Source organism: Pseudomonas sp. NPDC086251 (assembly GCF_044746405.1).
Classification (GTDB): Bacteria; Pseudomonadota; Gammaproteobacteria; order Pseudomonadales; family Pseudomonadaceae; genus Aquipseudomonas.
Window position 1 is genome coordinate 39,366 of record NZ_JBIVBY010000010.1, and the last position, 25,828, is coordinate 65,193.

23 protein-coding genes are annotated in these 25,828 nt (G+C 60.5%); 11 read left to right on the top strand and 12 right to left on the bottom strand.

Annotated elements, in window-relative coordinates; all coding sequences use genetic code 11:
- Nucleotides 1-88 precede the first annotated feature (88 nt).
- Together olsB and ACIPL2_RS13885 are read left to right on the top strand one after the other, a co-directional pair.
- On the top strand, nt 89-844 hold the full coding sequence (gene olsB, locus ACIPL2_RS13880) for an L-ornithine N(alpha)-acyltransferase (RefSeq protein ID WP_007903792.1): 756 nt from the start codon (nt 89-91) through the stop codon (nt 842-844).
- Entirely contained in the window at nt 844-1,638 is a 795-nt protein-coding gene (locus ACIPL2_RS13885) for a lysophospholipid acyltransferase family protein (RefSeq protein ID WP_401357484.1), read from the top strand. The genes olsB and ACIPL2_RS13885 overlap by 1 nt, the downstream gene beginning before the upstream one ends.
- Before the next feature lie 108 nt (nt 1,639-1,746).
- Here the strand turns inward: ACIPL2_RS13885 and ACIPL2_RS13890 are convergent, their stop codons facing one another.
- Entirely contained in the window at nt 1,747-2,316 is a 570-nt protein-coding gene (locus ACIPL2_RS13890; protein ID WP_401357152.1) for an ACP phosphodiesterase, read from the bottom strand.
- Nucleotides 2,317-2,488: 172 nt separating this feature from the next.
- On the opposite strand from ACIPL2_RS13890, the gene ACIPL2_RS13895 reads away from it, so the two are divergent.
- The 5 genes from ACIPL2_RS13895 to ACIPL2_RS13915 all read left to right on the top strand — a co-directional run bounded on the left by ACIPL2_RS13895 (nt 2,489) and on the right by ACIPL2_RS13915 (nt 6,918).
- Nucleotides 2,489-2,791 (top strand): helix-turn-helix transcriptional regulator, encoded by a 303-nt coding sequence (locus ACIPL2_RS13895; protein ID WP_033060920.1) that lies wholly within the window; start codon nt 2,489-2,491, stop codon nt 2,789-2,791.
- Nucleotides 2,792-2,825: 34 nt separating this feature from the next.
- Nucleotides 2,826-3,992 carry an MFS transporter gene (locus ACIPL2_RS13900; protein ID WP_401357155.1) on the top strand — a complete coding sequence of 389 codons (1,167 nt, stop codon included), beginning with the start codon at nt 2,826-2,828 and terminating at the stop codon, nt 3,990-3,992.
- Nucleotides 3,993-4,014: 22 nt separating this feature from the next.
- A complete protein-coding gene (locus ACIPL2_RS13905; RefSeq protein ID WP_401357158.1) occupies nt 4,015-5,064 on the top strand; it encodes an alkene reductase in 1,050 nt (349 codons plus the stop codon).
- A gap of 184 nt (nt 5,065-5,248) precedes the next feature.
- On the top strand, nt 5,249-5,443 hold the full coding sequence (locus ACIPL2_RS13910) for a hypothetical protein (protein ID WP_401357160.1): 195 nt from the start codon (nt 5,249-5,251) through the stop codon (nt 5,441-5,443).
- A gap of 1,166 nt (nt 5,444-6,609) precedes the next feature.
- Entirely contained in the window at nt 6,610-6,918 is a 309-nt protein-coding gene (locus tag ACIPL2_RS13915; RefSeq protein WP_401357163.1) for a DUF3077 domain-containing protein, read from the top strand.
- Nucleotides 6,919-7,283: 365 nt separating this feature from the next.
- Here ACIPL2_RS13915 and emhR read toward each other — a convergent pair whose 3' ends face one another.
- Nucleotides 7,284-7,916 (bottom strand): efflux system transcriptional repressor EmhR, encoded by a 633-nt coding sequence (gene emhR, locus ACIPL2_RS13920; protein WP_401357166.1) that lies wholly within the window; start codon nt 7,914-7,916, stop codon nt 7,284-7,286.
- A gap of 266 nt (nt 7,917-8,182) precedes the next feature.
- Here emhR and ACIPL2_RS13925 point away from each other — a divergent pair, with 266 nt between their 5' ends.
- The 4 genes from ACIPL2_RS13925 (at nt 8,183) to ACIPL2_RS13940 (ending at nt 15,645) form a co-directional block, all read left to right on the top strand.
- The gene (locus ACIPL2_RS13925) at nt 8,183-9,340 is read left to right on the top strand and encodes an efflux RND transporter periplasmic adaptor subunit (protein WP_401357169.1); all 1,158 of its coding nucleotides are present in this window, start codon (nt 8,183-8,185) and stop codon (nt 9,338-9,340) included.
- Between the two features lie 3 nt (nt 9,341-9,343).
- Nucleotides 9,344-12,493, top strand: coding sequence for an efflux RND transporter permease subunit EmhB (emhB, locus tag ACIPL2_RS13930; protein WP_401357171.1), 3,150 nt, complete (start codon nt 9,344-9,346; stop codon nt 12,491-12,493).
- On the top strand, nt 12,490-13,950 hold the full coding sequence (emhC, locus tag ACIPL2_RS13935; RefSeq protein WP_401357174.1) for an efflux RND transporter outer membrane subunit EmhC: 1,461 nt from the start codon (nt 12,490-12,492) through the stop codon (nt 13,948-13,950). Before emhB ends, emhC begins: the two co-directional genes overlap by 4 nt.
- A 435-nt stretch (nt 13,951-14,385) precedes the next feature.
- The gene (locus ACIPL2_RS13940; protein ID WP_401357177.1) at nt 14,386-15,645 is read left to right on the top strand and encodes an OprD family porin; all 1,260 of its coding nucleotides are present in this window, start codon (nt 14,386-14,388) and stop codon (nt 15,643-15,645) included.
- A gap of 215 nt (nt 15,646-15,860) precedes the next feature.
- Here the strand turns inward: ACIPL2_RS13940 and pcaC are convergent, their stop codons facing one another.
- The 10 genes from pcaC to ACIPL2_RS13990 form a co-directional block, all read right to left on the bottom strand.
- Nucleotides 15,861-16,253, bottom strand: a complete 393-nt coding sequence (pcaC, locus tag ACIPL2_RS13945; RefSeq protein ID WP_401357180.1) for a 4-carboxymuconolactone decarboxylase — start codon at nt 16,251-16,253, stop codon at nt 15,861-15,863.
- A 10-nt stretch (nt 16,254-16,263) separates the two neighbouring features.
- Complete coding sequence (gene pcaD, locus ACIPL2_RS13950; RefSeq protein ID WP_401357182.1) at nt 16,264-17,055, bottom strand: 3-oxoadipate enol-lactonase; 792 nt, start codon at nt 17,053-17,055, stop codon at nt 16,264-16,266.
- An 11-nt stretch (nt 17,056-17,066) separates the two neighbouring features.
- A complete protein-coding gene (locus ACIPL2_RS13955; RefSeq protein WP_401357184.1) occupies nt 17,067-18,431 on the bottom strand; it encodes a 3-carboxy-cis,cis-muconate cycloisomerase in 1,365 nt (454 codons plus the stop codon).
- Nucleotides 18,432-18,476: 45 nt separating this feature from the next.
- Nucleotides 18,477-19,772, bottom strand: a complete 1,296-nt coding sequence (locus ACIPL2_RS13960) for an MFS family transporter (RefSeq protein WP_401357186.1) — start codon at nt 19,770-19,772, stop codon at nt 18,477-18,479.
- A gap of 193 nt (nt 19,773-19,965) precedes the next feature.
- Nucleotides 19,966-20,532: a protocatechuate 3,4-dioxygenase subunit alpha gene (pcaG, locus tag ACIPL2_RS13965; protein ID WP_401357188.1), complete on the bottom strand. Its 567-nt coding sequence runs from the start codon at nt 20,530-20,532 to the stop codon at nt 19,966-19,968.
- A gap of 1 nt (nt 20,533) precedes the next feature.
- Nucleotides 20,534-21,238: a protocatechuate 3,4-dioxygenase subunit beta gene (gene pcaH, locus ACIPL2_RS13970; protein WP_401357191.1), complete on the bottom strand. Its 705-nt coding sequence runs from the start codon at nt 21,236-21,238 to the stop codon at nt 20,534-20,536.
- 36 nt (nt 21,239-21,274) lie between these two features.
- On the bottom strand, nt 21,275-22,480 hold the full coding sequence (pcaF, locus tag ACIPL2_RS13975; RefSeq protein ID WP_401357193.1) for a 3-oxoadipyl-CoA thiolase: 1,206 nt from the start codon (nt 22,478-22,480) through the stop codon (nt 21,275-21,277).
- Nucleotides 22,477-23,256 carry a CoA-transferase subunit beta gene (locus tag ACIPL2_RS13980; protein WP_401357195.1) on the bottom strand — a complete coding sequence of 260 codons (780 nt, stop codon included), beginning with the start codon at nt 23,254-23,256 and terminating at the stop codon, nt 22,477-22,479. Before ACIPL2_RS13980 ends, pcaF begins: the two co-directional genes overlap by 4 nt.
- Complete coding sequence (locus ACIPL2_RS13985) at nt 23,256-24,113, bottom strand: CoA transferase subunit A (protein ID WP_401357198.1); 858 nt, start codon at nt 24,111-24,113, stop codon at nt 23,256-23,258. Before ACIPL2_RS13985 ends, ACIPL2_RS13980 begins: the two co-directional genes overlap by 1 nt.
- A 270-nt stretch (nt 24,114-24,383) precedes the next feature.
- Complete coding sequence (locus ACIPL2_RS13990) at nt 24,384-25,730, bottom strand: MFS transporter (protein ID WP_059407995.1); 1,347 nt, start codon at nt 25,728-25,730, stop codon at nt 24,384-24,386.
- Nucleotides 25,731-25,828 lie beyond the last annotated feature (98 nt).

Consider the following 25,828-nt stretch of genomic DNA (forward strand, 5'->3'; position numbering starts at 1 on the left):
TACATAGCCTGACTTTGCACAACACGGCTGCATAAAGAAAGTCGATCGGCTATAGCCCAAGGGTGAAGAGCCCGCACGGAGATTCCCAATGACTCAGATCGCCCGCATCAGCGACACCGGCAACGAACGCCGCCTGCAAGCCGAACGCCTGGTGGGCGCCGAGGCCTTGCAGGAAGCCCAGGCCCTGCGCTTCAACGTGTTCAGCGGCGAATTCAACGCCAAACTCAAAGGTGCCGAACTGGGTCTGGACATGGATGATTATGATGTTCACTGCGCCCACATCGGCGTGCGCGACTTGAACACCGGGCGCCTGGTGGCGACCACCCGTTTGCTCGACCACACGGCCGCCAGCAGCCTGGGCAAGTTCTACAGCGAAGAAGAATTCAGCCTGCACGGCCTGGTTCACTTGAAGGGCCCGATCCTCGAAATCGGCCGCACCTGCGTCGACCCGGCCTACCGCAACGGCGGCACCATCGCCGTGCTTTGGGGTGAACTGGCCGAAGTGCTGAACCAGGGCGGCTACAGCTATTTGATGGGGTGCGCGAGCATCCCGATGCAGGACGGCGGCATTCAGGCCCACGCGATCATGCAGCGCCTGCGCGAACGCTACCTGTGCACTGAACACTTGCGGGCCGAGCCGAAAAAACCGCTGCCGACCCTCGATATTCCGTCCAACGTCATCGCCGAAATGCCGCCGCTGCTCAAGGCCTACATGCGCCTGGGCGCGAAGATCTGCGGCGAGCCATGCTGGGACGAAGACTTCCAGGTCGCCGACGTGTTCATCCTGCTCAAGCGCGATGAACTCTGCCCGCGTTACGCCAAACACTTCAAGGCGGCCGTATGATGAGCCGGTTGCGGGTGTACGCGCGGATTGCGCGAGTGCTGGTGGTGGTCACGCTGGGTTTGAGCATGGCCAGTGTGTTCGGCCTGTTCGAACGCTTGGGGATCGCGCATTCAATGGTGCGGCGCCAGCGCTGGTCGCGGTTTTTCATGGCCCGGTTGAGTAACGCCCTGCCCTTCAAAGTCACGGTGCACGGCGAGTTGCCGAAGTCGCCGATGCTCTGGGTCAGCAACCATGTGTCGTGGACCGACATCCCGCTGCTGGGCATGCTCACGCCCTTGTCGTTTCTGTCCAAGGCCGAAGTGCGCACCTGGCCGGTCGCCGGTTGGCTCGCGGCCAAGGCTGGCAGCCTGTTTATCCGTCGTGGCTCGGGCGACAGCCAGTTGATCCGCAAACAGATGACCCGCCATCTGCAGCAAGAACATCCGCTGCTGATGTTCCCGGAAGGCACCACCACCGATGGCCGTTCGTTGCGCACCTTCCATGGTCGCTTGCTGTCAGCGGCGATTGATTCCGAAGTGAAGTTGCAGCCGGTGGCGATTCGTTACCTGCGCGAGGGTGAGCTCGATTCGCTGGCACCGTTTATTGGCGATGACGATTTGCTCTCGCACCTGATGCGGTTGTTCGCCAATGATCGCGGGGATGTGGAGATTCATCTGCTCAAGCCGATCGCCTGCGAAGGTCGCGAGCGTGCGGCGTTGGCGTTTGAGGCACAGCAGGCGGTGCAAAGGGCGTTGTTTGGGGAAGTGGCGAAACCAGCAGAACCACGCCGCACCGGCGAGCTGATCGCCGCATAACCGCTTTTCTGTAGGAGCGAGGCTTGCCCGCGAAGGGAACGCTGCGGTGTACCTGAGAGACCGCGTTATCGTTCTTCGCGGGCGAGCCTCGCTCCTACAGGGGTTGGGTCAGCGGTTTTGGGCGAAATCCTGAAGCTGCGGGTAGAACACCCGAAAATCCTCGCTCAACGGTTCATACAACACCCGCAATTCCTGCATCGCAGCCGCCAACTCCTCCGGCCGGGTCAACCGTCGCGAGATCCCCCGCAGCACCTGCTCCAGCACCGCGAATTCGCGGTAAGAACCCAGCCAGTCATTGGCGACCATGTGCGGCGCGATCCGCGCCAGGCGTTCCGGCAATTGCGGTTCCGCCGACAGCACGCGGTACACATCCGACGTGAACTGCTCCAGCGGCTGATCCGAGTAAAGCGTCCAGTCCCGCGCCAGGCAGTGATCGAAAAACACGTCGAGCACGATCCCGGCGTAACGCCGCCGCGTCATGGAAAACCGTGACAACGCGACATCCACCAACGGATGCCGGTCGGTAAATACGTCGATGCTGCGGTGCAGCTGGATAGCGGCTTCGACCTCCGGATCGAACTGCCCTTGCAGCCGCCCTTTGACGAAATCGCCGTACAGGCTGCCGAGCAATTGACCGGGGCGCTGGCCACCGAGGTGAAGATGTGCGAGATAGTTCATGGGCGCAGCTTAGCACTGCGCCTTTGTGTTGTTACAACCAACGTATCGTTATAACTCGATATACCGAATTATGAGCCGGTCAGATCCAAATCATATTTGTATATCGCGAAATAACGATTTAAAGTTCGCCTCATCGCGATATAGCGTTTTACTCATCACGAGCCCACAGACCATGACCATCAATCTCGACGAAATAATAAAAGCCCTGGCACACCCAGTACGGCGAGAAATCCTGCACTGGCTCAAGGACCCGACCGTCGAATTTCCCGACCAGTCCCACAGCAACGAGCACGGCGTCTGCGCCGGGCAGATCGATCAACGTTGCGGTTTGTCGCAGTCCACGGTGTCCGCACACCTGGCGACCCTGCAACGCGCCGGCCTGATCAGCAGCCGCAAAGTCGGCCAATGGCATTTTTTCAAACGCAATGAGGAAACCATTCAGGAATTCCTCAGCACTTTCAGCAAAGAGCTCTGACCCTTTACGTCAGTACGCCGATAAGGAATCAACAATGCCCCTCTCGCTACTCATCCTGGCCTTGAGCGCCTTCGCCATCGGCACCACGGAATTCGTCATCATGGGCTTGCTGCCTGATGTGGCGGCCGACCTCGGTGTGTCGATCCCCGGTGCCGGCTGGCTGGTGACCGGTTACGCCCTGGGCGTGGCCATCGGCGCGCCGTTCATGGCACTGGCCACCGCCAAACTGCCGCGCAAGGCTGCCTTGGTGGCGTTGATGGGGATTTTCATCGTCGGCAATCTGCTCTGCGCAGTGGCCAGCGACTACAACGTGCTGATGTTTGCCCGTGTGGTCACGGCCCTCTGTCACGGTGCGTTCTTCGGCATCGGTTCGGTGGTTGCGGCAGGCCTGGTGCCGGCCAACAAACGCGCATCGGCCGTGGCCCTGATGTTCACCGGCCTGACCCTGGCCAACGTTCTCGGCGTTCCGCTGGGCACCGCGCTCGGTCAGCAAGCCGGCTGGCGCTCGACCTTCTGGGCGGTGACCGTGATCGGTGTGATTGCGCTGATCGGCCTGATTCGTTTCCTGCCGGCCAAGCGCGATGAAGAAAAACTCGACATGCGCGCCGAACTGCGTGCACTCAAAGGCGCCGGTATCTGGCTGTCGCTGAGCATGACCGCCCTGTTCGCGGCGTCTGTCTTCACCTTGTTCACCTACGTTGCACCGCTGCTGGGCGAAGTCACCGGCGTCTCGCCACGCGGTGTCACCTGGACCCTGATGCTCATCGGCCTGGGCCTGACCGTCGGCAACATCATCGGCGGCAAGCTGGCGGATAAAGGCATGGCGGCGACGTTGATCGGCGTGTTCATCACCATGGCGGTGGTCTCCACGGTCCTGACCTGGACCAGCGTTGCCCTGATCCCGACCGAAATCACCCTGTTCCTCTGGGCCACCGCGTGCTTCGCCGCCGTACCCGCCCTGCAAGTGAACGTCGTGACGTACGGCAAGGCCGCACCGAACCTGGTGTCAACCCTGAACATCGGCGCGTTCAACGTCGGCAACGCACTCGGTGCCTGGGTCGGCGGCAGCGTCATTGCCCACGGCTTCGGCCTGACCAGCGTGCCACTCGCCGCAGCCGTGCTGGCGGTACTTGCCCTGCTGGTAACACTGATTACTTTCCGTCAGAGCGGTAACCCCGAACTGGCCCCTGCTACCAACTAACACCTCACGAGGGTTGTATTGCATGACGACTATTTTTGATCCGATCAAACTGGGCGACCTCGAGTTGGCCAACCGCATCATCATGGCGCCGCTGACCCGCTGCCGCGCCGACGAAGGCCGTGTGCCGAACGCGTTGATGGCTGAATACTACGTACAACGCGCTTCGGCCGGCCTGATCCTCAGCGAGGCCACCTCGGTCACGCCGATGGGCGTCGGTTACCCGGACACCCCGGGCATCTGGTCCAACGACCAGGTGCGTGGCTGGAGCAATGTGACCAAAGCGATCCACGGCGCGGGCGGCAAGATTTTCCTGCAACTGTGGCACGTCGGCCGGGTTTCCCATGAGTCGTACCTGAACGGCGAAGCGCCGGTCGCACCGAGCGCCATCCAGCCAAAAGGTCACGTCAGCCTGGTTCGCCCACTGTCCGACTACCCGACGCCGCGCGCCCTGGAAACCGCTGAAATCGCCGACATCGTCGACGCTTACCGCGTGGGCGCCGAGAACGCCAAGGCGGCCGGTTTCGACGGCGTGGAAATCCACGGCGCCAACGGTTACCTGCTCGACCAGTTCCTGCAAAGCAGCACCAACCAGCGCACCGACCACTACGGTGGCTCGCTGGAAAACCGTGCACGCCTGTTGCTGGAAGTGACCGACGCCGCAATCGAAATCTGGGGCGCTGGCCGCGTTGGTGTGCACCTGTCTCCGCGTGCCGACTCCCATGACATGGGCGATGACAACCTGGCTGAAACCTTCACCTACGTCGCTCGCGAACTGGGCAAACGTGGCATCGCGTTCATCTGCTCCCGCGAGAAAGAAGGCGCTGACAGCCTCGGCCCTCAAATCAAAGAAGCCTTTGGTGGCCCGTACATCGTCAACGAACGCTTCACCAAGGACAGCGCCAACGCCTGGCTGGCCAGCGGCAAGGCCGACGCGGTCGCCTTCGGCGTGCCGTTCATTGCCAACCCGGATTTGCCGGCACGCTTGAAAGCCGATGCACCGTTGAACGAGGCACGTCCGGAGCTGTTCTACGCCAAGGGCCCGGTGGGCTACATCGACTACCCGACGTTGTAATCGTCAGCTACTGAAACGCAAAAGCCCCGACTCGAGAGAGTTGGGGCTTTTTTTTGTGGGTGCGAATGAGCGTTCGAGGTCATCAGCTATTTCCTGCGTTGGAATGGGAACGTTCCCAAGCGGGAATGGGATCGGGCTGATTTTCATTGTGTGTTCAATCCCCACAATGCTCGAGGTAGCACCAATGTCGCTACACATCAACGATGAGGTGATTTCCATGGGTGCATTGAAAACCAAAGTCCTGCGTTGCCGCGTTCCTTCGGATAAAACGGCCCGCGCCATGAAGCAAGCCCGAGATATTCGCCAGCGGTTCGACTCGATAGACGACATGCTAAGGGACGCTGATGGCGAAACCGCAGAAAAAGCAAAAACGCGCTGAGTCGCCTAAGCAGTGCGTATAAACGTCGAAATTCAAGAAATCGTGGGAACGTTACTAGCGCGCCGGGCGCCGTGACATGAATGAAGTTCGTCAGGTGATGGTCATGCTATTTCCGGGAGAGCCGCTGGCGGCCGAGGCTTGATAGGGGGTACGCATTCCCCTGTAGGAGCTGGCTTGCCAGCGAAGGACGTCAACGATGACGCGTTTTAACAGGATAAACGTGGTGTATTCGAATGCTTCGCTGGCAAGCCAGCTCCTACAAGGGACTGTGGTTTCAGCTTTTGATCTTGCCGTTGCTTTTGATTTTGATCTGTTGCCCCTTTCCCAGAGGCCGAACGCAGGCGTTGCGCAGGGGGCAACCCGGCATGGATGCCGGGTTAGCCGCCCCCGGCCATGGATGGCCGATGGCGGCGGGCCCCCGGAGCAATGCCGGAGTGAGGGCATGCCGAGCCACAGCGAGGCACCGAATGGAGGGGCAAGACCTTTTGGTTACTTTTGGGGCGTTTGCCAAAAGTGACTCGCTGTAAGAGCGAAACCGCCAGCCGCCGCTACCGCAGAAATGGATATGCCCGCCTATCCAAAATCTTCTTAAGTGCTGCGTTAGCTTGAGCCCGCTGACTGTGGCTGAGCAAAAACGCCGAAACTGTCCTCAGTCCCAGGACAAAGGACAAAGGACAAAGGACAAAGGACAAAGGACAGTTGCTAGCCGAGGCCACATGAAGAGTCAAGACATCCACTACTACTTCACTGAAGACTGATCCCCGGTTCAATCAACGAATTCGTGCGTTTTTTCGACCTGATGTTTAGTCCCGTTTACTTTAAGTGTCGGAATATAGGATGACGTCCGCAGACCTTGTAGGCAAACTCCGAATCGTGTTGCTTGGGCACTTTGATGCCTTGTTGCGCTTTTCTTCGACGGGATACTCTCCAGACGTCGCTGACCATTCAGCGATCGGGCTTGGAAACCCGTCGAACCGCAACGCAACAGTGCCCAATCATGACTGCAGGCGTTTTAACGACTGCATTCTTGTGTCATGGCGGCTGTGCGTGGGACGCCCTCGGGTGTGCCGGTTTCCCTGGTTCCCGGTTTTCCAACCTGCGTACAGCTGCCACCCATTCGCTTGGAAACGAATGTGGCAGCTCTTCGAACCATCGGGAGTAAGATCATGAATAAAACAAATCCACACGATCCCTCAGAACTCAAAACCATCGGCTTAACCCCCTTCATCTACTGTTCAAACCAGGCGCTGTTCCAGGTCAATCGCAACGTGCCCCTAGTTGACGCGTTATCCATGGCCTCCGACTTTCTGTTCCTGGCCAAGGACCTAACCCGAGAGGCTGCCTTTAACCGTGATACCGACCGACATATCTGGGCCGCGCATTACCTGACCGCGATGAGCAAAGCCTTGGTCGATGATGTGACGAAAGTGCTGGAGCGAGGGCCAGATCGCGAGAGCAAGAAAGCCAAGCCATAGCGATAAACCCTGCACGTAAAAAAGCCGCGGACGAACGCGGCTTTTTTGTAGCTGATGCTGGCCTGGACACTATTCACTGTGGGAGCGAGCCTGCTCGCGAATGCGGTGTGACAGGCGACGAAGATGTTGGATATGACGGCCTCTTCGCGAGCAAGCCCGCTCCCACAGAGGCAGCATTTCACGCACGATGTTCCTACTCGCTCCGAGAATCGACACAAAATTCCTACAAAATACGTAGTTCACTACCTATCAACCTGCCCAGCGTCCGTATATAAAAGCATCCCATTACGACAAGGCGGGCCAAGGACAGGTCTCCACTCGCCTCTAACCATGAAACATGGCTGATCCAACTACGTATTTTGTTTTCATTTGCGCAGGCTGGGGCTCAAGCGCAGCATGTCCAGCCCTGTATCGACCCAACGCTCGGCTTCGGTGTGCAGCTCAAAACTGTCGGGGGCCAGTAGCCACTGATACAGGATGCCATCGATGTACGCATGGATGCTGATGGCCGCGCGGGCGGTGTCGAGATTTTCCGGCAATTGCCCGCGATTCACCGCATTGCGTAACGCCAGTTCGATATGCACGTTGCAATCCCGGTTCGCCGTCAGGCGTTGCTGGCGCAGGTCGCACATTTCATCGGTGAATTCGCACTTATGAAACAGAATCTCATTGATGCGTCGGGTTTTCGGGTCCAGAGCAACTTGATGAAACAAATGAATCAGCAGCTTGCGCATGCACCCCAGCGGGTCGACTTCGTCTTCGCTCTCGCTGGCTCTGGCCATTTCATCCAGCGGCTCATGCAAGGTATCGAGCATGGCCTGAACCAGATCCGCCTTGTTGCTGAAATGCCAGTAGATGGCCCCGCGCGTGACGCCGGCCAGGGTCGCGATATCCGCCAGTGTCGTGCGCGCCACGCCCCGCTCGTAAAAGGCTTTTTCCGCCGCTTCGAGTATCTGGCTGCGGGTTTCTTGGGCTTCCTCTTTGGTGCGACGGACCATGGCAGTACAACCTCAATCAGGATGCTTCAGCGATGCCTGAACATCCGCTGAATAGAAGTGGGGCGAACGCTCTTGGGCGTCGTCACCGGCATACAATTCCAACCTTTGAACGGCTTTTGTAACGGAGTGGGTACGCAGCCAAGGTGTTTACAAACAACCATGAACGTAAGTATATTGCTTAGCAAGCTACTTATCCACTCAGCGCACATTTTTTTACCCTTCCACATTTCGAGTGCGTCATTTGCGCGCCTGACCCGAGGATTTTCATGCAATTCAAGCCAGCTGTTACCGCTATGGTCACTGCCCTTGCCCTGGCATCGCTGCTCAGCGGATGTAAAAAGGAAGAGGCGGCGCCCGCCGCACCACCTCCTCAGGTCGGCGTCGTTACTCTGCAACCTCAAGCGTTCACCCTGACTTCCGAGCTTCCGGGCCGCACCAGTGCGTACCGCATCGCCGAAGTTCGCCCACAGGTCAACGGCATCATCCTCAAGCGTCTGTTCAAGGAAGGCGGCGACGTCAAGGCCGGTCAGCAGCTGTATCAGATCGATCCAGCCGTTTATGAAGCCACCCTGAAAAGCGCCGAAGCCAACCTGCAACAGACCAAGTCGATCTCCGATCGCTACAAGCAATTGGTCAACGAACAGGCCGTAAGCCGTCAGGAATACGACACGGCACTGGCCAACCGTTTGCAATCGGAAGCCGCGCTGCAAACCGCCCAGATCAACGTGCGCTACACCAAGGTGTACTCGCCGCTGACCGGCCGCATCGGCCGTTCGAACGTGACCGAAGGTGCGCTGGTGACCAGCGGCCAGGTCGAAGCGATGGCAGTCATTCAGCAACTCGACCCGATCTACGTCGATGTCACCCAGTCTTCGGTGGATTTGCTCAAACTGCGCCGCGAACTGGAAAGCGGTCGCCTGCAAAAGGCTGGCGAAAACGCGGCAGCGGTCAAGCTGACCCTGGAAGACGGCAGCCAGTACAAGCAGGAAGGCAAGCTCGAGTTCTCCGAAGTCTCGGTTGACCAGACCACCGGTTCCGTCACCCTGCGCGCCGTGTTCCCCAACCCCGATCACACGCTGCTGCCGGGCATGTTCGTTCACGCTCAATTGCAAGCCGGCGTGAACGCTGCCGCGATCCTGGCCCCGCAACAAGGCGTGACCCGCGACCTCAAAGGCATGCCGACCGCACTGGTCGTCGGTGCGGACAACAAGGTCGAACTGCGTCAGCTCAAGGCCAGCCGCACCGTGGGTAGCCAGTGGCTGATCGAAGACGGCCTGAAGGCCGGCGATCGCCTGATCACCGAAGGGCTGCAATTCGTCAAACCTGGCGTCGAAGTCAAGGCCAGTGAAGCGACTAACGTTGGCGCAAAGAACCCGGCCCCCGCACAGGCAGCTGACAAGGCTTCCAGCGGCAAAGGGGAGTAACCCATGTCTAGATTTTTTATCGACCGTCCGATTTTCGCCTGGGTGATTGCCCTGGTGATCATGCTGGTCGGGGCACTCTCGATCCTCAAACTGCCGATCAACCAATACCCGAGCATTGCGCCGCCGGCCATTGCAATCCAGGTGACTTACCCAGGCGCGTCCGCACAAACCGTGCAGGACACCGTGGTGCAAGTGATCGAGCAACAGCTCAACGGTATCGATAACCTGCGTTATGTGTCCTCGGAAAGTAACTCCGACGGCAGCATGACCATTACCGCGACCTTCGAGCAGGGCACCAACTCCGATACCGCGCAGGTTCAGGTCCAGAACAAACTGAACCTGGCCACCCCGCTGCTGCCGCAAGAAGTGCAGCAACAGGGCATCCGCGTGACCAAGGCAGTGAAAAACTTCCTGCTGGTGATCGGCGTGGTGTCGCGCGACGGCAGCATGACCAAGGACGACCTGTCCAACTACATCGTGTCGAACATGCAGGACCCGATCTCGCGGACCGCCGGTGTCGGTGACTTCCAGGTCTTCGGTTCGCAGTACGCCATGCGCGTCTGGCTCGACCCGGCCAAGCTGAATAACTTCAGCCTGACCCCGGTGGATGTCAAAGCCGCCATCGCGGCACAGAACATCCAGGTCTCTTCCGGCCAACTGGGCGGTTTGCCAGCGGCGCCCGGCCAGCAATTGAACGCCACGATCATCGGCAAGACCCGTCTGCAGACTGCCGAGCAGTTCAACAAGATCCTGCTCAAGGTCAACAAGGACGGCTCGCAAGTGCGCCTGTCCGATGTCGCCGACGTTGGCCTGGGTGGCGAGAACTACAGCATCAACGCCCAGTTCAACGGCGCACCGGCGTCCGGTCTGGCGGTGAAACTGGCCAACGGTGCCAACGCCCTCGACACCGCTAAAGCCCTGCGCAACACCATCAACACCCTCAAGCCGTTCTTCCCGCAAGGGATGGAAGTGGTGTTCCCGTACGACACCACTCCGGTGGTGACCGAGTCGATCAAGGGCGTGGTTGAAACCCTGGTCGAAGCGATCGTGCTGGTGTTCCTGGTGATGTTCCTGTTCCTGCAAAACTTCCGCGCCACCGTCATCACCACGATGACCGTTCCGGTGGTACTGCTCGGTACGTTCGGGATCCTCGCGGCCTTCGGTTTCAGCATCAACACCCTGACCATGTTCGGCATGGTGTTGGCCATCGGCTTGCTGGTGGACGATGCCATCGTCGTGGTGGAAAACGTCGAACGGGTGATGAGTGAAGAAGGCTTGTCACCCAAGGAGGCCACCAAGAAATCCATGGGGCAGATCCAGGGTGCGTTGGTCGGTATTGCCCTGGTGCTCTCGGCGGTACTGTTGCCGATGGCGTTCTTCAGCGGCTCCACCGGTGTGATCTACAAGCAGTTCTCGATCACCATCGTCTCGGCCATGGCCTTGTCGGTACTGGTTGCACTGATCTTCACCCCGGCACTCTGCGCCACCATGCTCAAGGCGATTCCGAAAGGCGAGCACGGCACGCCGAAACGCGGCTTCTTCGGCTGGTTCAACCGCAGCTTCGACCGTGGCGTCAAAAGCTACGAGCGTGGCGTCGGCAATATGCTCACCAACAAGGCGCCGTACCTGCTGGCCTACGTGATCATCCTAGTCGGCATGGTCTGGCTGTTCACCCGCATCCCAACGGCGTTCCTGCCGGAAGAAGATCAGGGCGTACTGTTTGCCCAGGTGCAGACCCCGGCCGGTTCCAGTGCCCAGCGGACTCAGGTGGTGATCGACCAGATGCGCTCCTACCTGCTGGATAAAGAGTCCAGCGCGGTGGCTTCGGTGTTCACCGTTAACGGCTTCAACTTCGCTGGTCGCGGCCAAAGCTCCGGTCTGGCGTTCATCATGCTCAAGCCGTGGGACCAGCGCGATGCGGAAAACAGCGTGTTCAAACTCGCCGCCCGCGCCCAGCAGCACTTCTTCAGCTTCCGCGACGCCATGGTGTTTGCCTTCGCGCCACCGGCGGTACTCGAACTGGGTAACGCCACCGGTTTCGACGTGTTCCTGCAAGACCGTGCCGGTATCGGTCACGACAAGTTGATGGAGGCACGTAACCAGTTCCTCGGCATGGCCGCGCAGAGCAAAGTGCTCTATCAGGTGCGTCCTAACGGTCTGAACGACGAACCGCAATACCAGCTGGAAATCGATGACGAGAAGGCCAGTGCCCTGGGCATTACCCTCACCGACATCAACAGCACCTTGTCGATTGCCTTGGGCAGTAGCTACGTCAACGACTTCATCGACCGCGGTCGGGTGAAGAAGGTTTACGTGCAAGGCCAACCCGGCTCGCGCATGAGCCCGGAAGACATCAAGAAATGGTATGTGCGCAACAGCGCCGGCACCATGGTGCCCTTCTCGGCTTTCGCCAAGGGTGAGTGGATCTACGGTGCGCCGAAGCTCTCGCGTTACAACGGTGTAGAAGCGATGGAAATCCTCGGTGCCCCGGCGCCCGGCTATTCCACCGGTGAAGCCATGGCCGAAGTCGAAGCCCTGGCCAAGAAACTGCCGGCCGGTGTCGGTATTTCCTGGACCGGCCTGTCTTACGAGGAACGTCTGTCCGGTTCGCAAGCGCCAGCGTTGTATGCACTGTCGCTGCTGATGGTGTTCCTGTGTCTGGCGGCGTTGTACGAAAGCTGGTCGATCCCGATTGCGGTGATGTTGGTGGTGCCGCTGGGGATCATCGGTGCGCTGATGGCGACCAGCCTGAGGGGCCTGTCCAACGACGTGTATTTCCAGGTGGGCCTGTTGACAACCATCGGCCTGGCGGCGAAAAACGCCATTCTGATTGTCGAATTTGCAAAGGAATTGCATGAACAAGGGCGTAGCCTGCGCGATGCCGCGATCGAAGCGTGCCGGATGCGTTTGCGACCGATCATCATGACCTCGCTCGCGTTCGTCCTCGGTGTGGTACCCCTGGCCATTTCCACGGGTGCAGGTTCGGGTAGCCAACATGCGATCGGTACCGGGGTGATTGGCGGTATGCTCACGGCCACGGTCCTGGCGATCTTCTGGGTCCCGCTGTTCTTCGTCACCGTGTCGTCCATCGGTCAGCGTAAAAACGTCGATCAGGATGATGCAACTGAAACTCCTAAAGAGGCTGGCCAATGAGCAAGTCGCTACTCTCCCTAGTTGTCGCCGCGTTTGTGCTCGGTGGCTGCTCGCTGATTCCCGATTATCAGCAGCCTGAAGCACCGGTGGCAGGTCAATACCCGCAAGGCCCGGCGTACTCGCCGGCCCAGGCGCCGAATCAGGCCGCTGCGGAGCAAGGCTGGAAGCAGTTTTTCCATGACCCGGCGCTGCAACAGCTGATCCAGGTCGCCCTGGAAAACAACCGTGACCTGCGTGTCGCGGCGCTGAACATCGACGCGTTCGCGGCTCAATACCGCATCCAGCGCGCCGATCTGTTCCCGGCCGTTTCCGCCAATGGCACCGGCAGCCGTCAACGCGTCCCGGCCGATGCTTCGCAGACCGGTCAGGCGGGGATCACCAGCTCGTACTCGGCCACCGTCGGCATCAGCGCTTATGAACTCGACCTGTTCGGTCGGGTTCGCAGCCTCAGTGAAGAAGCGCTGCAGAAGTACTTCGCCACTGAAGAAGGTCGCCGCAGTACCCAGATCAGCCTGGTGGCCAGCGTGGCCAATGCCTACCTGACCTGGCAGGCCGACAAGGAACTACTGAAACTGACCCAGGACACCCTCGGTGCGTTTGAGGAGAGCTATAAGCTCACCGCGCGCAGCAACGAAGTGGGTGTGGCCTCGGCGCTGGACCTCGCCCAGTCGCGCACCTCGGTGGAAAACGCCCGTGCGCAACTGGCGAAGTACACCCGTCAGGTGGCCCAGGATGAGAACAGCCTGGTGCTGCTGCTCGGCACCGGTGTCCCGGCCAATCTGCAAGCGGCCAAGCCGCTGGCTGACGACCTGCTGAGCGACGTACCGCCGGGCCTGCCGTCGGACTTGCTGCAACGTCGTCCGGACATCCTCCAGGCCGAGTACAACCTCAAGGCTGCCAACGCCAACATCGGCGCGGCGCGGGCGGCGTTCTTCCCGAGCATCAGCCTGACGGCCAACGCCGGCTCCCTCAGTCCGGACCTGTCCGGCCTGTTCAAGGGCGGTTCGGGCACCTGGCTGTTCCAGCCGCAGATCAACCTGCCGATCTTCAACGCCGGCAGCCTGCGCGCCAGCCTGGATTACTCGAAAATCCAGAAAGACATCGGCGTGGCGAACTACGAGAAGTCCATTCAAACGGCCTTCCAGGAAGTCGCCGACGGCTTGGCCGCCCGCCAGACCTACACCGAGCAGTTGAAAGCGCAGCGTGACTTCGTCACCGCCAACCAGGACTACTACCGCCTGGCCGAGCGTCGCTACCGCATTGGTGTCGACAGCAACCTGACCTTCCTCGACGCCCAGCGCCAGCTGTTCAGTGCCCAACAGGTGCTGATCACTGATCGTTTGGCGCAGTTGGTCAGCCAGGTGAATTTGTACAAGGCACTGGGTGGTGGCTGGAACGAGCAGACGGCGAAGAATGAGCCGTTGAAAGAAGATGCGCCGAAGATGAGGATGTTCTGATAGCGCTTTGAAAAAATAAAAAGCCCACCTTTTGGTGGGCTTTTTGTTGTCTGCGGGGGGAAGAAGTGTTGTCAGTGCGGCCCCCATCGCGAGCAAGCCCGCTCCCACATTCGACCGCATTCTTATGGAAGAACTCGGTTAAATGTGGGAGCGGGCTTGCTCGCGAAGAGGCCCGCACATCCACCCCAAAACCAGAACACATCTTACGTTCGATAATCGCCCAAAACCCGCTTTCGCCGATTGAACCATCCAGTACATTCCCCGCACCATTCGTCGCACAAGACCAATAACAACAGGTTCGACACCATGCCCCCGCGCCCTGCCCTGTCTGGCTGATCCCGTTCGTTTTGTCCTGATTTCAGATTGTCGGTCTGCAACCCCAAGGGTCGCGGCATCACCCCGTTTCATCCCCAAGAATTAGAGAGAACCGAGCTCATGACGCCTTCCCCCGCGCAGTATTTCGTTCCCGGCCTGATCGCCGCCGCCCTGGCCAGCGCGGCCCTGCCCGCCCAGGCTGAAGAGTCAGGCTTTGTCGACGGCGCCAAGGTCAACCTGAACCTGCGCAACTTCTACATCAACCGCAACTTCACCAACCCGACCAAGGCTCAGGGCAAGGCTGAAGAGTGGACGCAAAGTTTTATTCTCGATGCCAAGTCCGGGTTCACCCAGGGCACCGTCGGGTTCGGCATGGATGTGCTGGGGCTGTACTCGGTGAAGCTCGATGGCGGCAAAGGCACCGGCGGGACGCAGTTGCTGCCGCTGGACAGTGACGGTCGCCCGGCGGACAACTTCGGTCGCACCAACGTGGCGTTCAAGGCCAAGTTGTCGCAGACCGAAGTGAAGGTCGGCGAGTGGATGCCGGTGCTGCCGATCCTGCGTTCGGACGACGGTCGCTCGTTGCCGCAAACCTTTCGTGGCGGGCAGATTACGTCGAAGGAAATCAACGGTCTGACGCTTTATGGCGGACAGTTCCGGCAAAACAGCCCGCGCGATGACAGCAGCATGAGCGACCTGTCGATGACCGGCAAAGCCGCGTTCACCTCCGACCGCTTCAACTTCCAGGGCGGCGAATACGTGTTCAATGACAAGCGCACCCAGATCGGGTTGTGGAACGCCGAACTCAAGGACATCTACAACCAGCAATACGTGAATCTGGTGCACAGTCAGCCACTGGGTGACTGGACGCTTGGCGCCAACCTCGGTTTCTTCTACGGCAAGGATGACGGCAGCGCCCGGGCCGGTGAGTTGGACAACAAGACCTGGTCGGGCCTGTTTTCGGCCAAGGTCGGCGGCAATACCTTCTTCGTCGGCCTGCAAAAACTCACTGGCGACAGCGCGTGGATGCGGGTCAACGGCACTAGCGGCGGGACCCTGGCCAACGACAGCTACAACTCAAGCTATGACAATGCCAAGGAAACATCCTGGCAGGTGCGCCACGACTACAACTTCGTCGCCCTCGGCGTGCCGGGCCTGACCCTGATGAACCGCTACATCAGCGGCGACAACGTGCACACCGGCACCGTCACCGATGGCAAGGAATGGGGTCGTGAAAGTGAATTGGGCTATACGGTGCAGAGCGGCGCGCTGAAGGACTTGAACTTGAAATGGCGCAACTCGACCATTCGCCGGGATTACAGCAATAACGAGTTTGACGAGAATCGGCTGATCGTCAGCTATCCGATCAGTTTGTTGTAAGGCTTGGGGTCGCCTTCGCGGGCAAGCCTCGCTCCTACAGTGGGCTTTGGTGAATGCAAATTCTGTGTTTACACCAGACGGCGTTGAATGTAATGACGCTTTCGCGAGCAAGCCCGCTCCCACATTTGACCGGGTTCTTTCAGAAAGAATGCGGCCGAATGTGGGAGCGGGCTTGCTCGCGAAGGCGTCAGATCAGACACCACAGTGCAGCAGGATCACTCCCGCGATTCAACCCCCAACTCATCCCACACTGACTCGGCCAGATGGAAGGTCGCATTGGCCGCCGGAATGCCGCAATAAATCGCGCTCTGCATGATCACTTCCTTGATCTCGCCACGGGTCACGCCGTTGTTGGCGGCGGCGCGCAGGTGCAGTTTGAGCTCGTCGTTGCGGTTCATGCCGATCAGCATGGCGATGGTGATCAGGCTGCGGGTATGTCGCGCCAGGCCCGGGCGGGTCCAGATGTCGCCCCAGGCGTGGCGGGTGATCATTTCCTGAAACTCCGAGTTGAACTCGGTCAGGGCGTTCAGGCTGCGGTCGACGTGGGCGTCGCCCAGTACCGCGCGACGAGCTTGCAGCCCCTCGTCGTAACGTTGTTTCTCGTCCACGACAATCCCCTTAATCAGCTGACAAAAACGCCAGGACGCGATCGCTGAATGCGGCGCCGGCCTGGACGTTGGACAAGTGCGCGGCATAGAACTCGGCGTACTCGGCGCCCTGCACGTGCTCCTGAATGAAGTGCCCGCCGGACGGTGGCGTGACCGCGTCCTCGGTGCCGGCGATGACCAGCAATGGGACCTTGATCGACGACAGTTGATCGCGGAAATCGGCATCTCGCACGGCGGCACAATTGGCCGCGTAACCTTCAGGCGAGGTAGCCGCGAGCATGTCGGTAATCTTCTTCGCCGCTGCCGGATTGGCTTCGGCAAAGTCAGGGGTAAACCAGCGCGCAATCGACGCATCACGCAGGGCGACCATGGCCGCTGCACCGTCACGCAACACCGTTTCAATGCGCGGGTTCCACACCGACGGGTCGCCGATTTTCGCTGCGGTGTTGCACACCACCAGTTTGTTCAAGCGATGGCCAGCATTGATCCCCAGCCATTGGCCGATCAGGCCGCCCATAGACAAGCCACAGAAATGCGCCCGTTCGATGTGCAACGCATCCAGCAGCGCCAGCACGTCGTGACCCAGCTGCTCGATGCTATATGGCCCCGGCGTCACCAGCGATTGGCCGTGACCACGGGTGTCGAAACGCAGCACCCGAAAGTGCTCGGTGAACGCGGCAACCTGCGCGTCCCACATGTGCAGGTCGGTGCCCAGCGAGTTGGACAACACCAGCACCGGCGCGTCGGCAGGTCCATCCAGTTGGTAATGCAGTTCGCCCTCGGCGAGTTGTACGAAAGACACAGCAATCTCCTTCAGGCAGTCAACGCAAAATGTTCGGCCACCGCTCGCTCGACCCAGGTATGGGCCTGACCGAGGTAATGGGCAGGGTCCAGCAGACTATCCAGTTCAGCAGGCGAAAGCTCGGCGGTCACTTGCGGCTCATCGCCGAGGACGGCGCGCAGATGACGGTGTTCGGCCACAGCACGTTTGCAGCATTGCTCCAACAAATGATGCGCCGTGTCGCGCCCCACTCGCTGGGCAAGCACGATACTTACCGCTTCGGCCAACACCAGCCCCTGAGTCAGGTCGAGGTTACGGGCCATGCGGTCGGCATCCACTTCCAGTCCATCCGCCAGCAACAGCGCTTGCTTCAAGCTGCCCGAGACCAGGCAGCAAATCTCCGGCAGGGTTTCCCATTCGGCATGCCACAGGCCCAGGCTGCGTTCGTGTTCTTGCGGCATGGCGCTGAACAGCGTCGAGAGCAAACCCGGCACCCGCGTCGCCGCCCCGATCAGTACCGCCGCGCCTACCGGGTTGCGTTTGTGCGGCATGGTCGAGGAACCGCCCTTGCCCGGTGCCGACGGTTCAAACACTTCGGCGGCTTCGGTCTGCATCAACAGGCTGATGTCGCGGCCGAATTTGCCGAGGCTACCGGCGATCAAGCCCAGCACCGCGCCGAACTCCACCAAGCGATCACGCTGGGTGTGCCAGGGTTGTTCCGGCAACGTCAATTGCAGTTCTTCGGCCAAGGCTTGGCCAATCGGCATGGCCTGTTCGCCAAGGGCCGCGAGGGTGCCGGAGGCGCCGCCGAATTGCAGCACCAGCAGTCGTGGCTTGAGTTCCTGCAGACGCTGGCGACTGCGCGTTACCGCGCCCAGCCAACCGGCGATTTTCATGCCGAGGGTGACCGGCGTTGCGTGCTGCAGCCAGGTGCGCCCGGCCAGCGGCGTAGCGACGTACCGCCAGGCCTGGGTCGCGAGGATTTCCGCCAGTTGCGCCAAATCCGCTTCGATCAACTCCAGTGCGCGACGCAGTTGCAACACCAGGCCGCTGTCCATCACGTCCTGACTGGTCGCGCCCAGATGCACATAGCGTTCGGCCTCGGCGTCGTGGGTGGCGATCTGTTTGCCCAGCGCCTTGACTAACGGAATCGCCGAATTGCCCGCCGTGGCAATCGCCTCACCGAGGGCCGCGAAATCGTAATGCTCTGCGCGACACGCCGCTTCGATTGACGCGACGGCCGTCTGCGGAATCAAGCCGACCCGCGCCTCGGCCCGAGCTAGTGCCGCTTCGACATCGAGCATGGCTTGCACCCGGCCCCGATCGCAGAACACCTCACGCATATCGCGGGCAGTGAAATAGGCATCGAACAATTGATTGCCCGGTCGCTCGTTCATAAACAGTTCCTGGAGGCGTGGGCCGCGATGGCCCACGGGTAAAGATCAAAGGTCGTGGTGCAAGTATTTCGCCTGTTTCGGCAGACGCAGGCTGAACAGGAACGCCACCGCCATCATCACCGTCACGTACCAGTAAAACGAGTTTTCCATGCCCCCGGCTTTGAGGCTCAGCGCGACGTATTCCGCCGAACCGCCGAAGATCGCATTCGCCACCGCGTAAGCCAGGCCGACGCCTAAGGCGCGCACTTCCGGCGGGAACATTTCAGCTTTCACCAGGCCACTGATGGAGGTGTAGAAACTGACGATCGCCAGCGCCACGGTAATCAGCACAAAGGCCAGGAACGGACTGCTGACGCTTTTCAGGCTCAACAGGATCGGCACGGTGAACAACGTCCCGAGGGCACCGAACCAAAGCATCGAGTTACGTCGACCGATCTTGTCCGCGAGCATGCCGAACAGCGGCTGCATGCACATATAAAGGAACAGCGCGCCGGTCATGATGTAACTGGCGGTCTTGGCGTGCATGCCGGCAGTGTTCACCAGGTATTTCTGCATGTACGTGGTGAAGGTGTAGAAAATCAGCGAACCACCGGCGGTGTAGCCGAGCACGGTGATGAACGCGGCCTTGTGGTCGCGGAACAGCGCGGTGATGCTGCCGGCGTCCTTGTTTTCGCGCATTTCCTTGCTGGTGGTTTCCTTCAGCGAGCGACGCAGGAACAACGAAATCAGTGCCGCCGCGGCGCCGACCACGAACGGGATCCGCCAGCCGTAGGCACGCAAATCATCCTCGGTAAGGAACTGTTGCAGGATCACCACCAGCAACACCGCCAGCAACTGTCCGCCAATCAGCGTCACGTACTGGAACGAGGCGAAGAAACCACGCTGGCCCTTGAGGGCGACTTCGCTCATGTAGGTCGCGGTGGTGCCGTATTCGCCACCCACCGACAAGCCCTGAAGCAGGCGCGCGAACAGCAGCATGATCGGCGCCCAGACTCCGATGTCCTTGTAGGTCGGCAGGCAGGCGATGAGCAACGAGCCAAAGCACATCATCAGAATCGAAATCAGCATCGAATTCTTGCGCCCGTGCTTGTCCGCGACCCGGCCGAAGATCCAGCCGCCAATCGGCCGCATCAGGAACCCGGCGGCGAACACACCGGCGGTGTTGACCAATTGCACCGTCGGGTTATCGGACGGGAAAAAGGCCGGCGCGAAATAGATCGCACAGAAGGCGTACACGTAGAAGTCGAACCATTCGACGAGGTTGCCGGACGAGGCGCCAACGATCGCAAAGATCCTTTTGCTGCGCTCTTCACCGGTGTAGTGAGCTGTAGAGGTTGTCATTGGTATTCACTCTTTGGGGACAGTGAGAGTCTAGACATACTTTGCAACAGTCCCGTTCCGCAGTTGCAGTCTTAACGCCGAACCCTTGTGGGAGCGGGCTTGCTCGCGAAGGCGGTGTTTCAGGCAACATTGATATCGACTGACACTACGCCTTCGCGAGCAAGCCCGCTCCCACAGGTTGTGTGGCGTTCAATCAATAATCGAAGAACACCGTCTCCGCATCCGTACCCTGCAAAATCACATTCCACTGATAAACGCCCGACGCATCCTGTTTCGCCAGCAACGTACTGCGGCGATCCGCCGGCACGCACTCCAGCAGCGGATCCGCCACGTTCGCCGGCTCGCCATCAAAGTAAATCCGCGTCAGCAAGTGCTTCACCAGCCCGCGAGCAAACACCAGCACCACCAGATGCGGCGCCTGGGTCGTGCCTTTCAGGCCTTCCACCGTGCCCGGTTTAATCGTGGTGAAACGAAAGCGCCCTTCTGCATCCACCGGCACCCGCCCGAACCCTTCGAAATTCGGGTCCAGGGGTTTGTCCTGATCGTCTTCAGGGTGGTCGTACTTGCCGGCGGCGTTGGCCTGCCAGACTTCCAGCATCGCGTCGTTAACAACGTCGCCGTTGCCATCGATCACTTGCCCGGTGATCGCCACGCGCTCGCCGAGGGTGTGTTCGACGGTCAGGTTTTCGCGGTTCAGCCAGGTCAGGCCGATGTGGTAATACGGCCCTACGGTGTGGGACGTGGTCGCGTTCAGCGTCATCTTATTTCTCCATCGGCGTGGCTTCGCGGCCGCGCAAGACGATGTCCCAGCGATAACCGAGGGCGTAGGAAGGAATGGTTTTTTCCAGGTCGAAACGGGCGATCAGACGTTCTTTGGCACTCGTGTCCGGTACGCAGTTGTAGATCGGGTCGTAAGCCAGCAGCGGGTCGCCCGGAAAATACATCTGCGTCACGAGGCGCGTCAGGATGCTCGGCCCGAACAGCGAGAAATGGATGTGCGCCGGACGCCAAGCGTTGTGGTGGTTGCCCCACGGGTAGGCGCCGGGCTTGATGGTCTGGAACTGATACCAGCCATCGGCGTCGGTCACGGTGCGGCCGGTGCCGGTGAAGTTCGGGTCCAGCGGCGCGTCGTGCAGGTCGCGATCATGGTTGTAGCGCCCGGCGGCGTTGGCCTGCCAGATCTCCACCAGAATCCCCGGCACCGGCAAGCCATCTTCATCCAGCACACGGCCGTGAATGATGATGCGCTCGCCCAATGGCTCGGCCTTGTGCTGGGCGGTCAGGTCGTTGTCCTGCGCGTTGATACGCTCGGCGCCGATGGTCGGGCCGGTAATTTCCGACAGCGAATGGGGCAAAAACACCAACGGCTTGGACGGCGAGCGGCGGTTGGTGGATTGATAGGCCGGGTGCAGGTATTCCGGCTGAGTGCCCTCCTGCGGGCGGCGGTAACCAGGCTTGTCAGTCATGAAGCATTCCTCAGTTCTTATTAGTCACGCTGTGTGTCAGACGCGTTCGATCGCCAGGGCCAGCCCCTGACCGACGCCGACGCACATGGTCGCCAGACCTTTCTTGCCACCGGTTTTTTCCAGCTGATGCAGCGCCGTCAGCACCAAACGCGCGCCACTCATGCCCAGCGGATGGCCCAAGGCAATGGCGCCACCGTTCGGGTTGACCTGGGGTGCGTCATCCGCCAGCCCCAGCTCGCGCAGCACCGCCAAACCCTGGCTGGCGAAGGCTTCATTGAGTTCGATCACGTCGAAATCGTTGACCGCCAGGCCGAGGCGTTCGGTCAACTTGCGCACGGCCGGCACCGGGCCGATGCCCATCACCCGAGGTGCCACACCGGCGCTCGCCATGCCCAGCACTTTCGCGCGGGCGGTGAGGCCGTGTTTCTTCACCGCGTCGGCGGACGCGAGAATCAACGCTGCCGCACCGTCGTTCACACCGGAGGAATTGCCTGCGGTGACGGTTTTGTCCGGACCATTGACCGGTTTCAGTTTGGCCAGCACTTCCAGCGAGGTGTCGCCACGCGGGTGCTCGTCCTGGCTGACGACGCTTTCACCCTTCTTGTGGGCAATCCGCACTTCGACGATTTCTTCGGCGAAAAATCCTGCGGCCTGCGCGGCGGCTGCCCGCTGCTGACTGCGCAGGGCGAAAGCGTCCTGCGACTCGCGGGACACTTCGTAATCATCAGCCACGTTATCGCCGGTCTGCGGCATCGCATCCACACCGTATTGGGCTTTCATCAACGGGTTGATGAAGCGCCAGCCGATGGTGGTGTCTTCGAGTTTCATGTTGCGCGAAAACGCGGCATCCGCCTTGCCCATCACGAACGGGGCGCGGGACATCGACTCGACGCCGCCGGCAATTGCCAGCTCCATTTCGCCGCTGGCGATGGCGCGGAACGCGGTGCCGATGGCATCCATGCCCGAGGCGCAGAGGCGATTGAGGGTGACGCCGGGAATGGTTTCCGGCAGGCCCGCCAGCAGCAACGCCATGCGCGCCACGTTGCGGTTGTCTTCGCCGGCCTGGTTGGCGCAACCGAGGAACACCTCGTCCACGGCGTTCCAGTCCACCGAAGGGTTGCGCGCCATCAGTGCCTTGATCGGCACGGCGGCCAAATCGTCGGCGCGAACGGCCGACAGGCCACCGCCGAAGCGGCCGATGGGGGTGCGAATCGCGTCGCAGATATAAACGTCACGCATCACGCTTCTCCGGGTGCTTGGCCGTGGGCGGCGGCGGTGCGGGCTTCCAGGTCACGCAGTGCCTTAAGCTCGACGTCGGTCGGCTCGGCGGTGTTTTCAACCTGTTCGGCAAAGCGAATCGCCCAACCGGTGGCGGCGGTCACTTGCTCGCGGGTGACGCCGGGGTGCAGCGCGGTGACCACGAATTCATGGGTACCAGCTTCCGGCTCCATGATGCACAGGTCGGTGATGATGCCGACCGGACCGGCGCCCGGCAGGCCCAGACGCTTGCGCGAATCGCCGCCTTCGCCATGGCCGACCGAGGTAATGAAGTCGAGTTTGTCGACAAACGAACGCGATGACTGTTTAAGAATGATCAGCACGCTCTTGGCCGAGCCCGCGATCTCCGGCGCGCCACCGGCACCTGGCAGGCGGACTTTCGGCGCGTGGTAGTCGCCGACCACGGTGGTGTTGATATTGCCGAAGCGGTCGACTTGCGCGGCGCCGAGGAAACCGACGTCAATGCGTCCGCCCTGCAGCCAGTAGCGGAAAATCTCACCGGTCGGGACCACGGTGTCGGCGGTTTCCGCCAGTTCGCCGTCACCGATCGACAGTGGCAGCACGCTCGGCTTGGCACCGATCGGACCCGATTCGTAAATCAGGACGACATCCGGCGAGGACGTCAGCCGCGCCAGGTTGGCCGCTTTCGACGGCAGGCCGATACCGACGAAGCACACCGAACCGTTCTTCAGACGGCGAGCGGCGGCGACGGTCATCATTTCATTGGTGGTGTAAGTCATTACTTCGCCTCCGAAGCAGCGGCCAGCTTGGCCTGGAACTCGCTGAAGTCAGCGCAGCCATGGATGTATTCGTTGATCCACGCGGTAAAGGTGTCACGGTCGCGGGCAATCGGGTCCCACGCCTGGTAGAACCGGTTGTCGCGCTCGTTGTAACCGTGAGCGTAGGACGGATGCGCACCGCCAGGGACGTGGCAGACCGCGCTCAAGGCCCAGGTCGGCAGCACACAAGCGTTCATCGGGGCATTGAGGTCGTCGACGATTTCTTCGACGGTAACGATGCAGCGCTTGGCGGCCAGCGCGGCTTCTTTCTGTACGCCGAGAATGCCCCAGAACAGCACGTTGCCTTTACGGTCGGCTTTCTGCGCGTGGATCACGGTGATGTCCGGGCGCACTGAAGGCACGGCAGCCAGCACTTCGCCAGTGAATGGGCAGGTGACGGTTTTGATCAGCGGATTGACCTTCGGCAGGTCGGAGCCGGCGTAGGCACGCAGCACGGCGAACGGTAGGCCGGATGCGCCCGCGACGTAGGCATTGGCCAGGTCGGCGTGGCTGTGTTCTTCGATTTCCAGCGCGTGCGGCCACTGCTTCTCAACGGCATCACGCAGCCGGTGCAGGGAACCCACGCCAGGGTTGCCGCCCCAGGAGAAAATCAGCTTGCGAGCGCAACCGGCACCGATCAGTTGGTCGTAGATCAGGTCAGGGGTCATCCGCACCAGCGTCAGGTCTTTCTTGCCCTGACGAATGATTTCGTGGCCCGCTGCTGTCGGGATCAGGTGAGTGAAGCCTTCGAGCGCGACGGTATCGCCGTCATTAACGAATTGCTTCACCGCGTCGTGCAGCGAAAGGATTTCAGCCATGGGGCAGGCTCCCGTTTTGTGATGAACCGACAGTGGAAGAAAAAGGCGCGAGGTTCAGCGCCGGAGTGACTGAAGAGTAAGCCCCCTAAAAAACCCAAACAATCCGATAATCGACTGAGTGTTCGTTTATCGAACACATTGTTGCCTGCCTATCGATCCCAAAAGCTTCGCGGGCAAGCCTCGCTCCTACAGGGAACACGCAGTACCTGTAGGAGCGAGGCTTGCCCGCGAAGAGGCCATCAAACCCACTCGAAATCCCGGATCAAATGCTCAAGTCGCATCCGCATGACTGACCATGCCCTTGATCACCACCGCCGTGGTTGCCAATGCCGCCGGGATCACCAGCGCCGTCAGCACCTGCTCGAAATTCCAGCCCAGGCCCAGCAACGTCGCGCCCATCCAGGCCCCGAGGATCGCGCCGAAGCGGCCAATCCCGAGCATCCACGACACCCCGGTCGCCCGGCCCTGGGTCGGATAAAACCGCGCCGCCAACGAAGGCATCGCCGATTGCGCGCCGTTGACACACATCCCCGCCACCAACACCAGGGTTGCCAACAGCGTGATGTTGCCCAGGCTCTGCCCGACTGCGTAGGCAAATACCCCGGCCAACAGATAGAAAGTGCCGATCACCTTGTGCGGATTGAACCGGTCCATCGCCCAACCGACGCCGACGGCGCTCAACACCCCGCCAAACTGAAACAGTGCGCCAATGAACGCGGCCTGCTCCATGCTCGCGCCACTGTCACGCATCAGGGTCGGCAGCCAACTCGTCAGCAGGTAAACGATCACCAGGCCCATGAAATAGGTCAGCCACAGCAATAACGTGCCGGTGCTGTAGGTGCCGGAGAAGATCACCGCGAACACGTTGCGCGCCTTCACGGTTTTCTGTTCCGGCACGCTGAAGCTGGAAGCCTGGGCCACGACGGTCGGATCAATCGGCGCCAGGGTCTTGCGTACTTTGTCGGTGCCGCGATTGCGGACGACAAGGAAGCGCGCCGATTCCGGCAGCCAGAACAGCAGAACGACGGCCAGGATCAGCGGCAGAATCCCGCCGATCATCAGCAGGCTGTGCCAGCCGAAGGCCGGGATCAGCTTGGCGGAGATGAAACCGCCGCCCGCCATGCCGAGGTTGAAGCCACAGAACATGCTGGTCACCAGCAGGGACTTCTTGCGCTCCGGGGTGTATTCGGACAACAGCGTGGTGGCATTCGGCATACCGGCGCCAAGGCCCAGGCCAGTGAGGAAACGCAGCACCAGCAATTGATCGACGTTGCTGCTGTAAGCCGAGGCCAGGCTGAAAGCACCGAACAACAGCACCGCGCCCACCAGGACGACTTTTCGCCCGAAGCGGTCAGCCAATGGGCCGGAACCCAGGGCGCCGAAGACCATGCCAATCAACGCGGCACTCATCACCGGGCCGAGACTGGCGCGATCGATGCCCCAATCCTGAGACAGGGCCGGCGCGATGAAACCCATGGCTGCCGTGTCGAGGCCATCGAGGAAAACAATCAGGAAACACAGGATCACCACCCGCCATTGGTAGCGCGAAATGGGTTGAGCGTTGATGAAGGACTGCACGTCGAGGCAGTTTCCTACAGCAGACTGAGGCTGGTTCATTATTTTTATTCCACGCAAGAACGCAGTCGGACAGGTGCCAGCCAGTGCTGGCGCTGCCGCGACATTAGTGATCTTGGAGAAAGAGCTCAATTCGATAA

Bases quoted from the DNA above. Each gene is read 5' to 3' on its own strand.
- emhC (WP_401357174.1), top strand. From the start codon at position 12,490: ATGAGCAAGTCGCTACTCTCCCTAGTTGTCGCCGCGTTTGTGCTCGGT.
- emhR (WP_401357166.1), bottom strand. From the start codon at position 7,916: ATGGTCCGTCGCACCAAAGAGGAAGCCCAAGAAACCCGCAGCCAGATA.
- pcaH (WP_401357191.1), bottom strand. From the start codon at position 21,238: ATGACTGACAAGCCTGGTTACCGCCGCCCGCAGGAGGGCACTCAGCCG.
- ACIPL2_RS13905 (WP_401357158.1), top strand. From the start codon at position 4,015: ATGACGACTATTTTTGATCCGATCAAACTGGGCGACCTCGAGTTGGCC.
- olsB (WP_007903792.1), top strand. From the start codon at position 89: ATGACTCAGATCGCCCGCATCAGCGACACCGGCAACGAACGCCGCCTG.
- ACIPL2_RS13885 (WP_401357484.1), top strand. From the start codon at position 844: ATGAGCCGGTTGCGGGTGTACGCGCGGATTGCGCGAGTGCTGGTGGTG.
- ACIPL2_RS13985 (WP_401357198.1), bottom strand. From the start codon at position 24,113: ATGGCTGAAATCCTTTCGCTGCACGACGCGGTGAAGCAATTCGTTAAT.
- pcaG (WP_401357188.1), bottom strand. From the start codon at position 20,532: ATGACGCTGAACGCGACCACGTCCCACACCGTAGGGCCGTATTACCAC.
- ACIPL2_RS13915 (WP_401357163.1), top strand. From the start codon at position 6,610: ATGAATAAAACAAATCCACACGATCCCTCAGAACTCAAAACCATCGGC.
- ACIPL2_RS13980 (WP_401357195.1), bottom strand. From the start codon at position 23,256: ATGACTTACACCACCAATGAAATGATGACCGTCGCCGCCGCTCGCCGT.
- emhB (WP_401357171.1), top strand. From the start codon at position 9,344: ATGTCTAGATTTTTTATCGACCGTCCGATTTTCGCCTGGGTGATTGCC.
- ACIPL2_RS13925 (WP_401357169.1), top strand. From the start codon at position 8,183: ATGCAATTCAAGCCAGCTGTTACCGCTATGGTCACTGCCCTTGCCCTG.
- ACIPL2_RS13890 (WP_401357152.1), bottom strand. From the start codon at position 2,316: ATGAACTATCTCGCACATCTTCACCTCGGTGGCCAGCGCCCCGGTCAA.
- ACIPL2_RS13895 (WP_033060920.1), top strand. From the start codon at position 2,489: ATGACCATCAATCTCGACGAAATAATAAAAGCCCTGGCACACCCAGTA.
- ACIPL2_RS13960 (WP_401357186.1), bottom strand. From the start codon at position 19,772: ATGACAACCTCTACAGCTCACTACACCGGTGAAGAGCGCAGCAAAAGG.
- ACIPL2_RS13900 (WP_401357155.1), top strand. From the start codon at position 2,826: ATGCCCCTCTCGCTACTCATCCTGGCCTTGAGCGCCTTCGCCATCGGC.
- ACIPL2_RS13990 (WP_059407995.1), bottom strand. From the start codon at position 25,730: ATGAACCAGCCTCAGTCTGCTGTAGGAAACTGCCTCGACGTGCAGTCC.
- ACIPL2_RS13955 (WP_401357184.1), bottom strand. From the start codon at position 18,431: ATGAACGAGCGACCGGGCAATCAATTGTTCGATGCCTATTTCACTGCC.
- ACIPL2_RS13910 (WP_401357160.1), top strand. From the start codon at position 5,249: ATGTCGCTACACATCAACGATGAGGTGATTTCCATGGGTGCATTGAAA.
- ACIPL2_RS13940 (WP_401357177.1), top strand. From the start codon at position 14,386: ATGACGCCTTCCCCCGCGCAGTATTTCGTTCCCGGCCTGATCGCCGCC.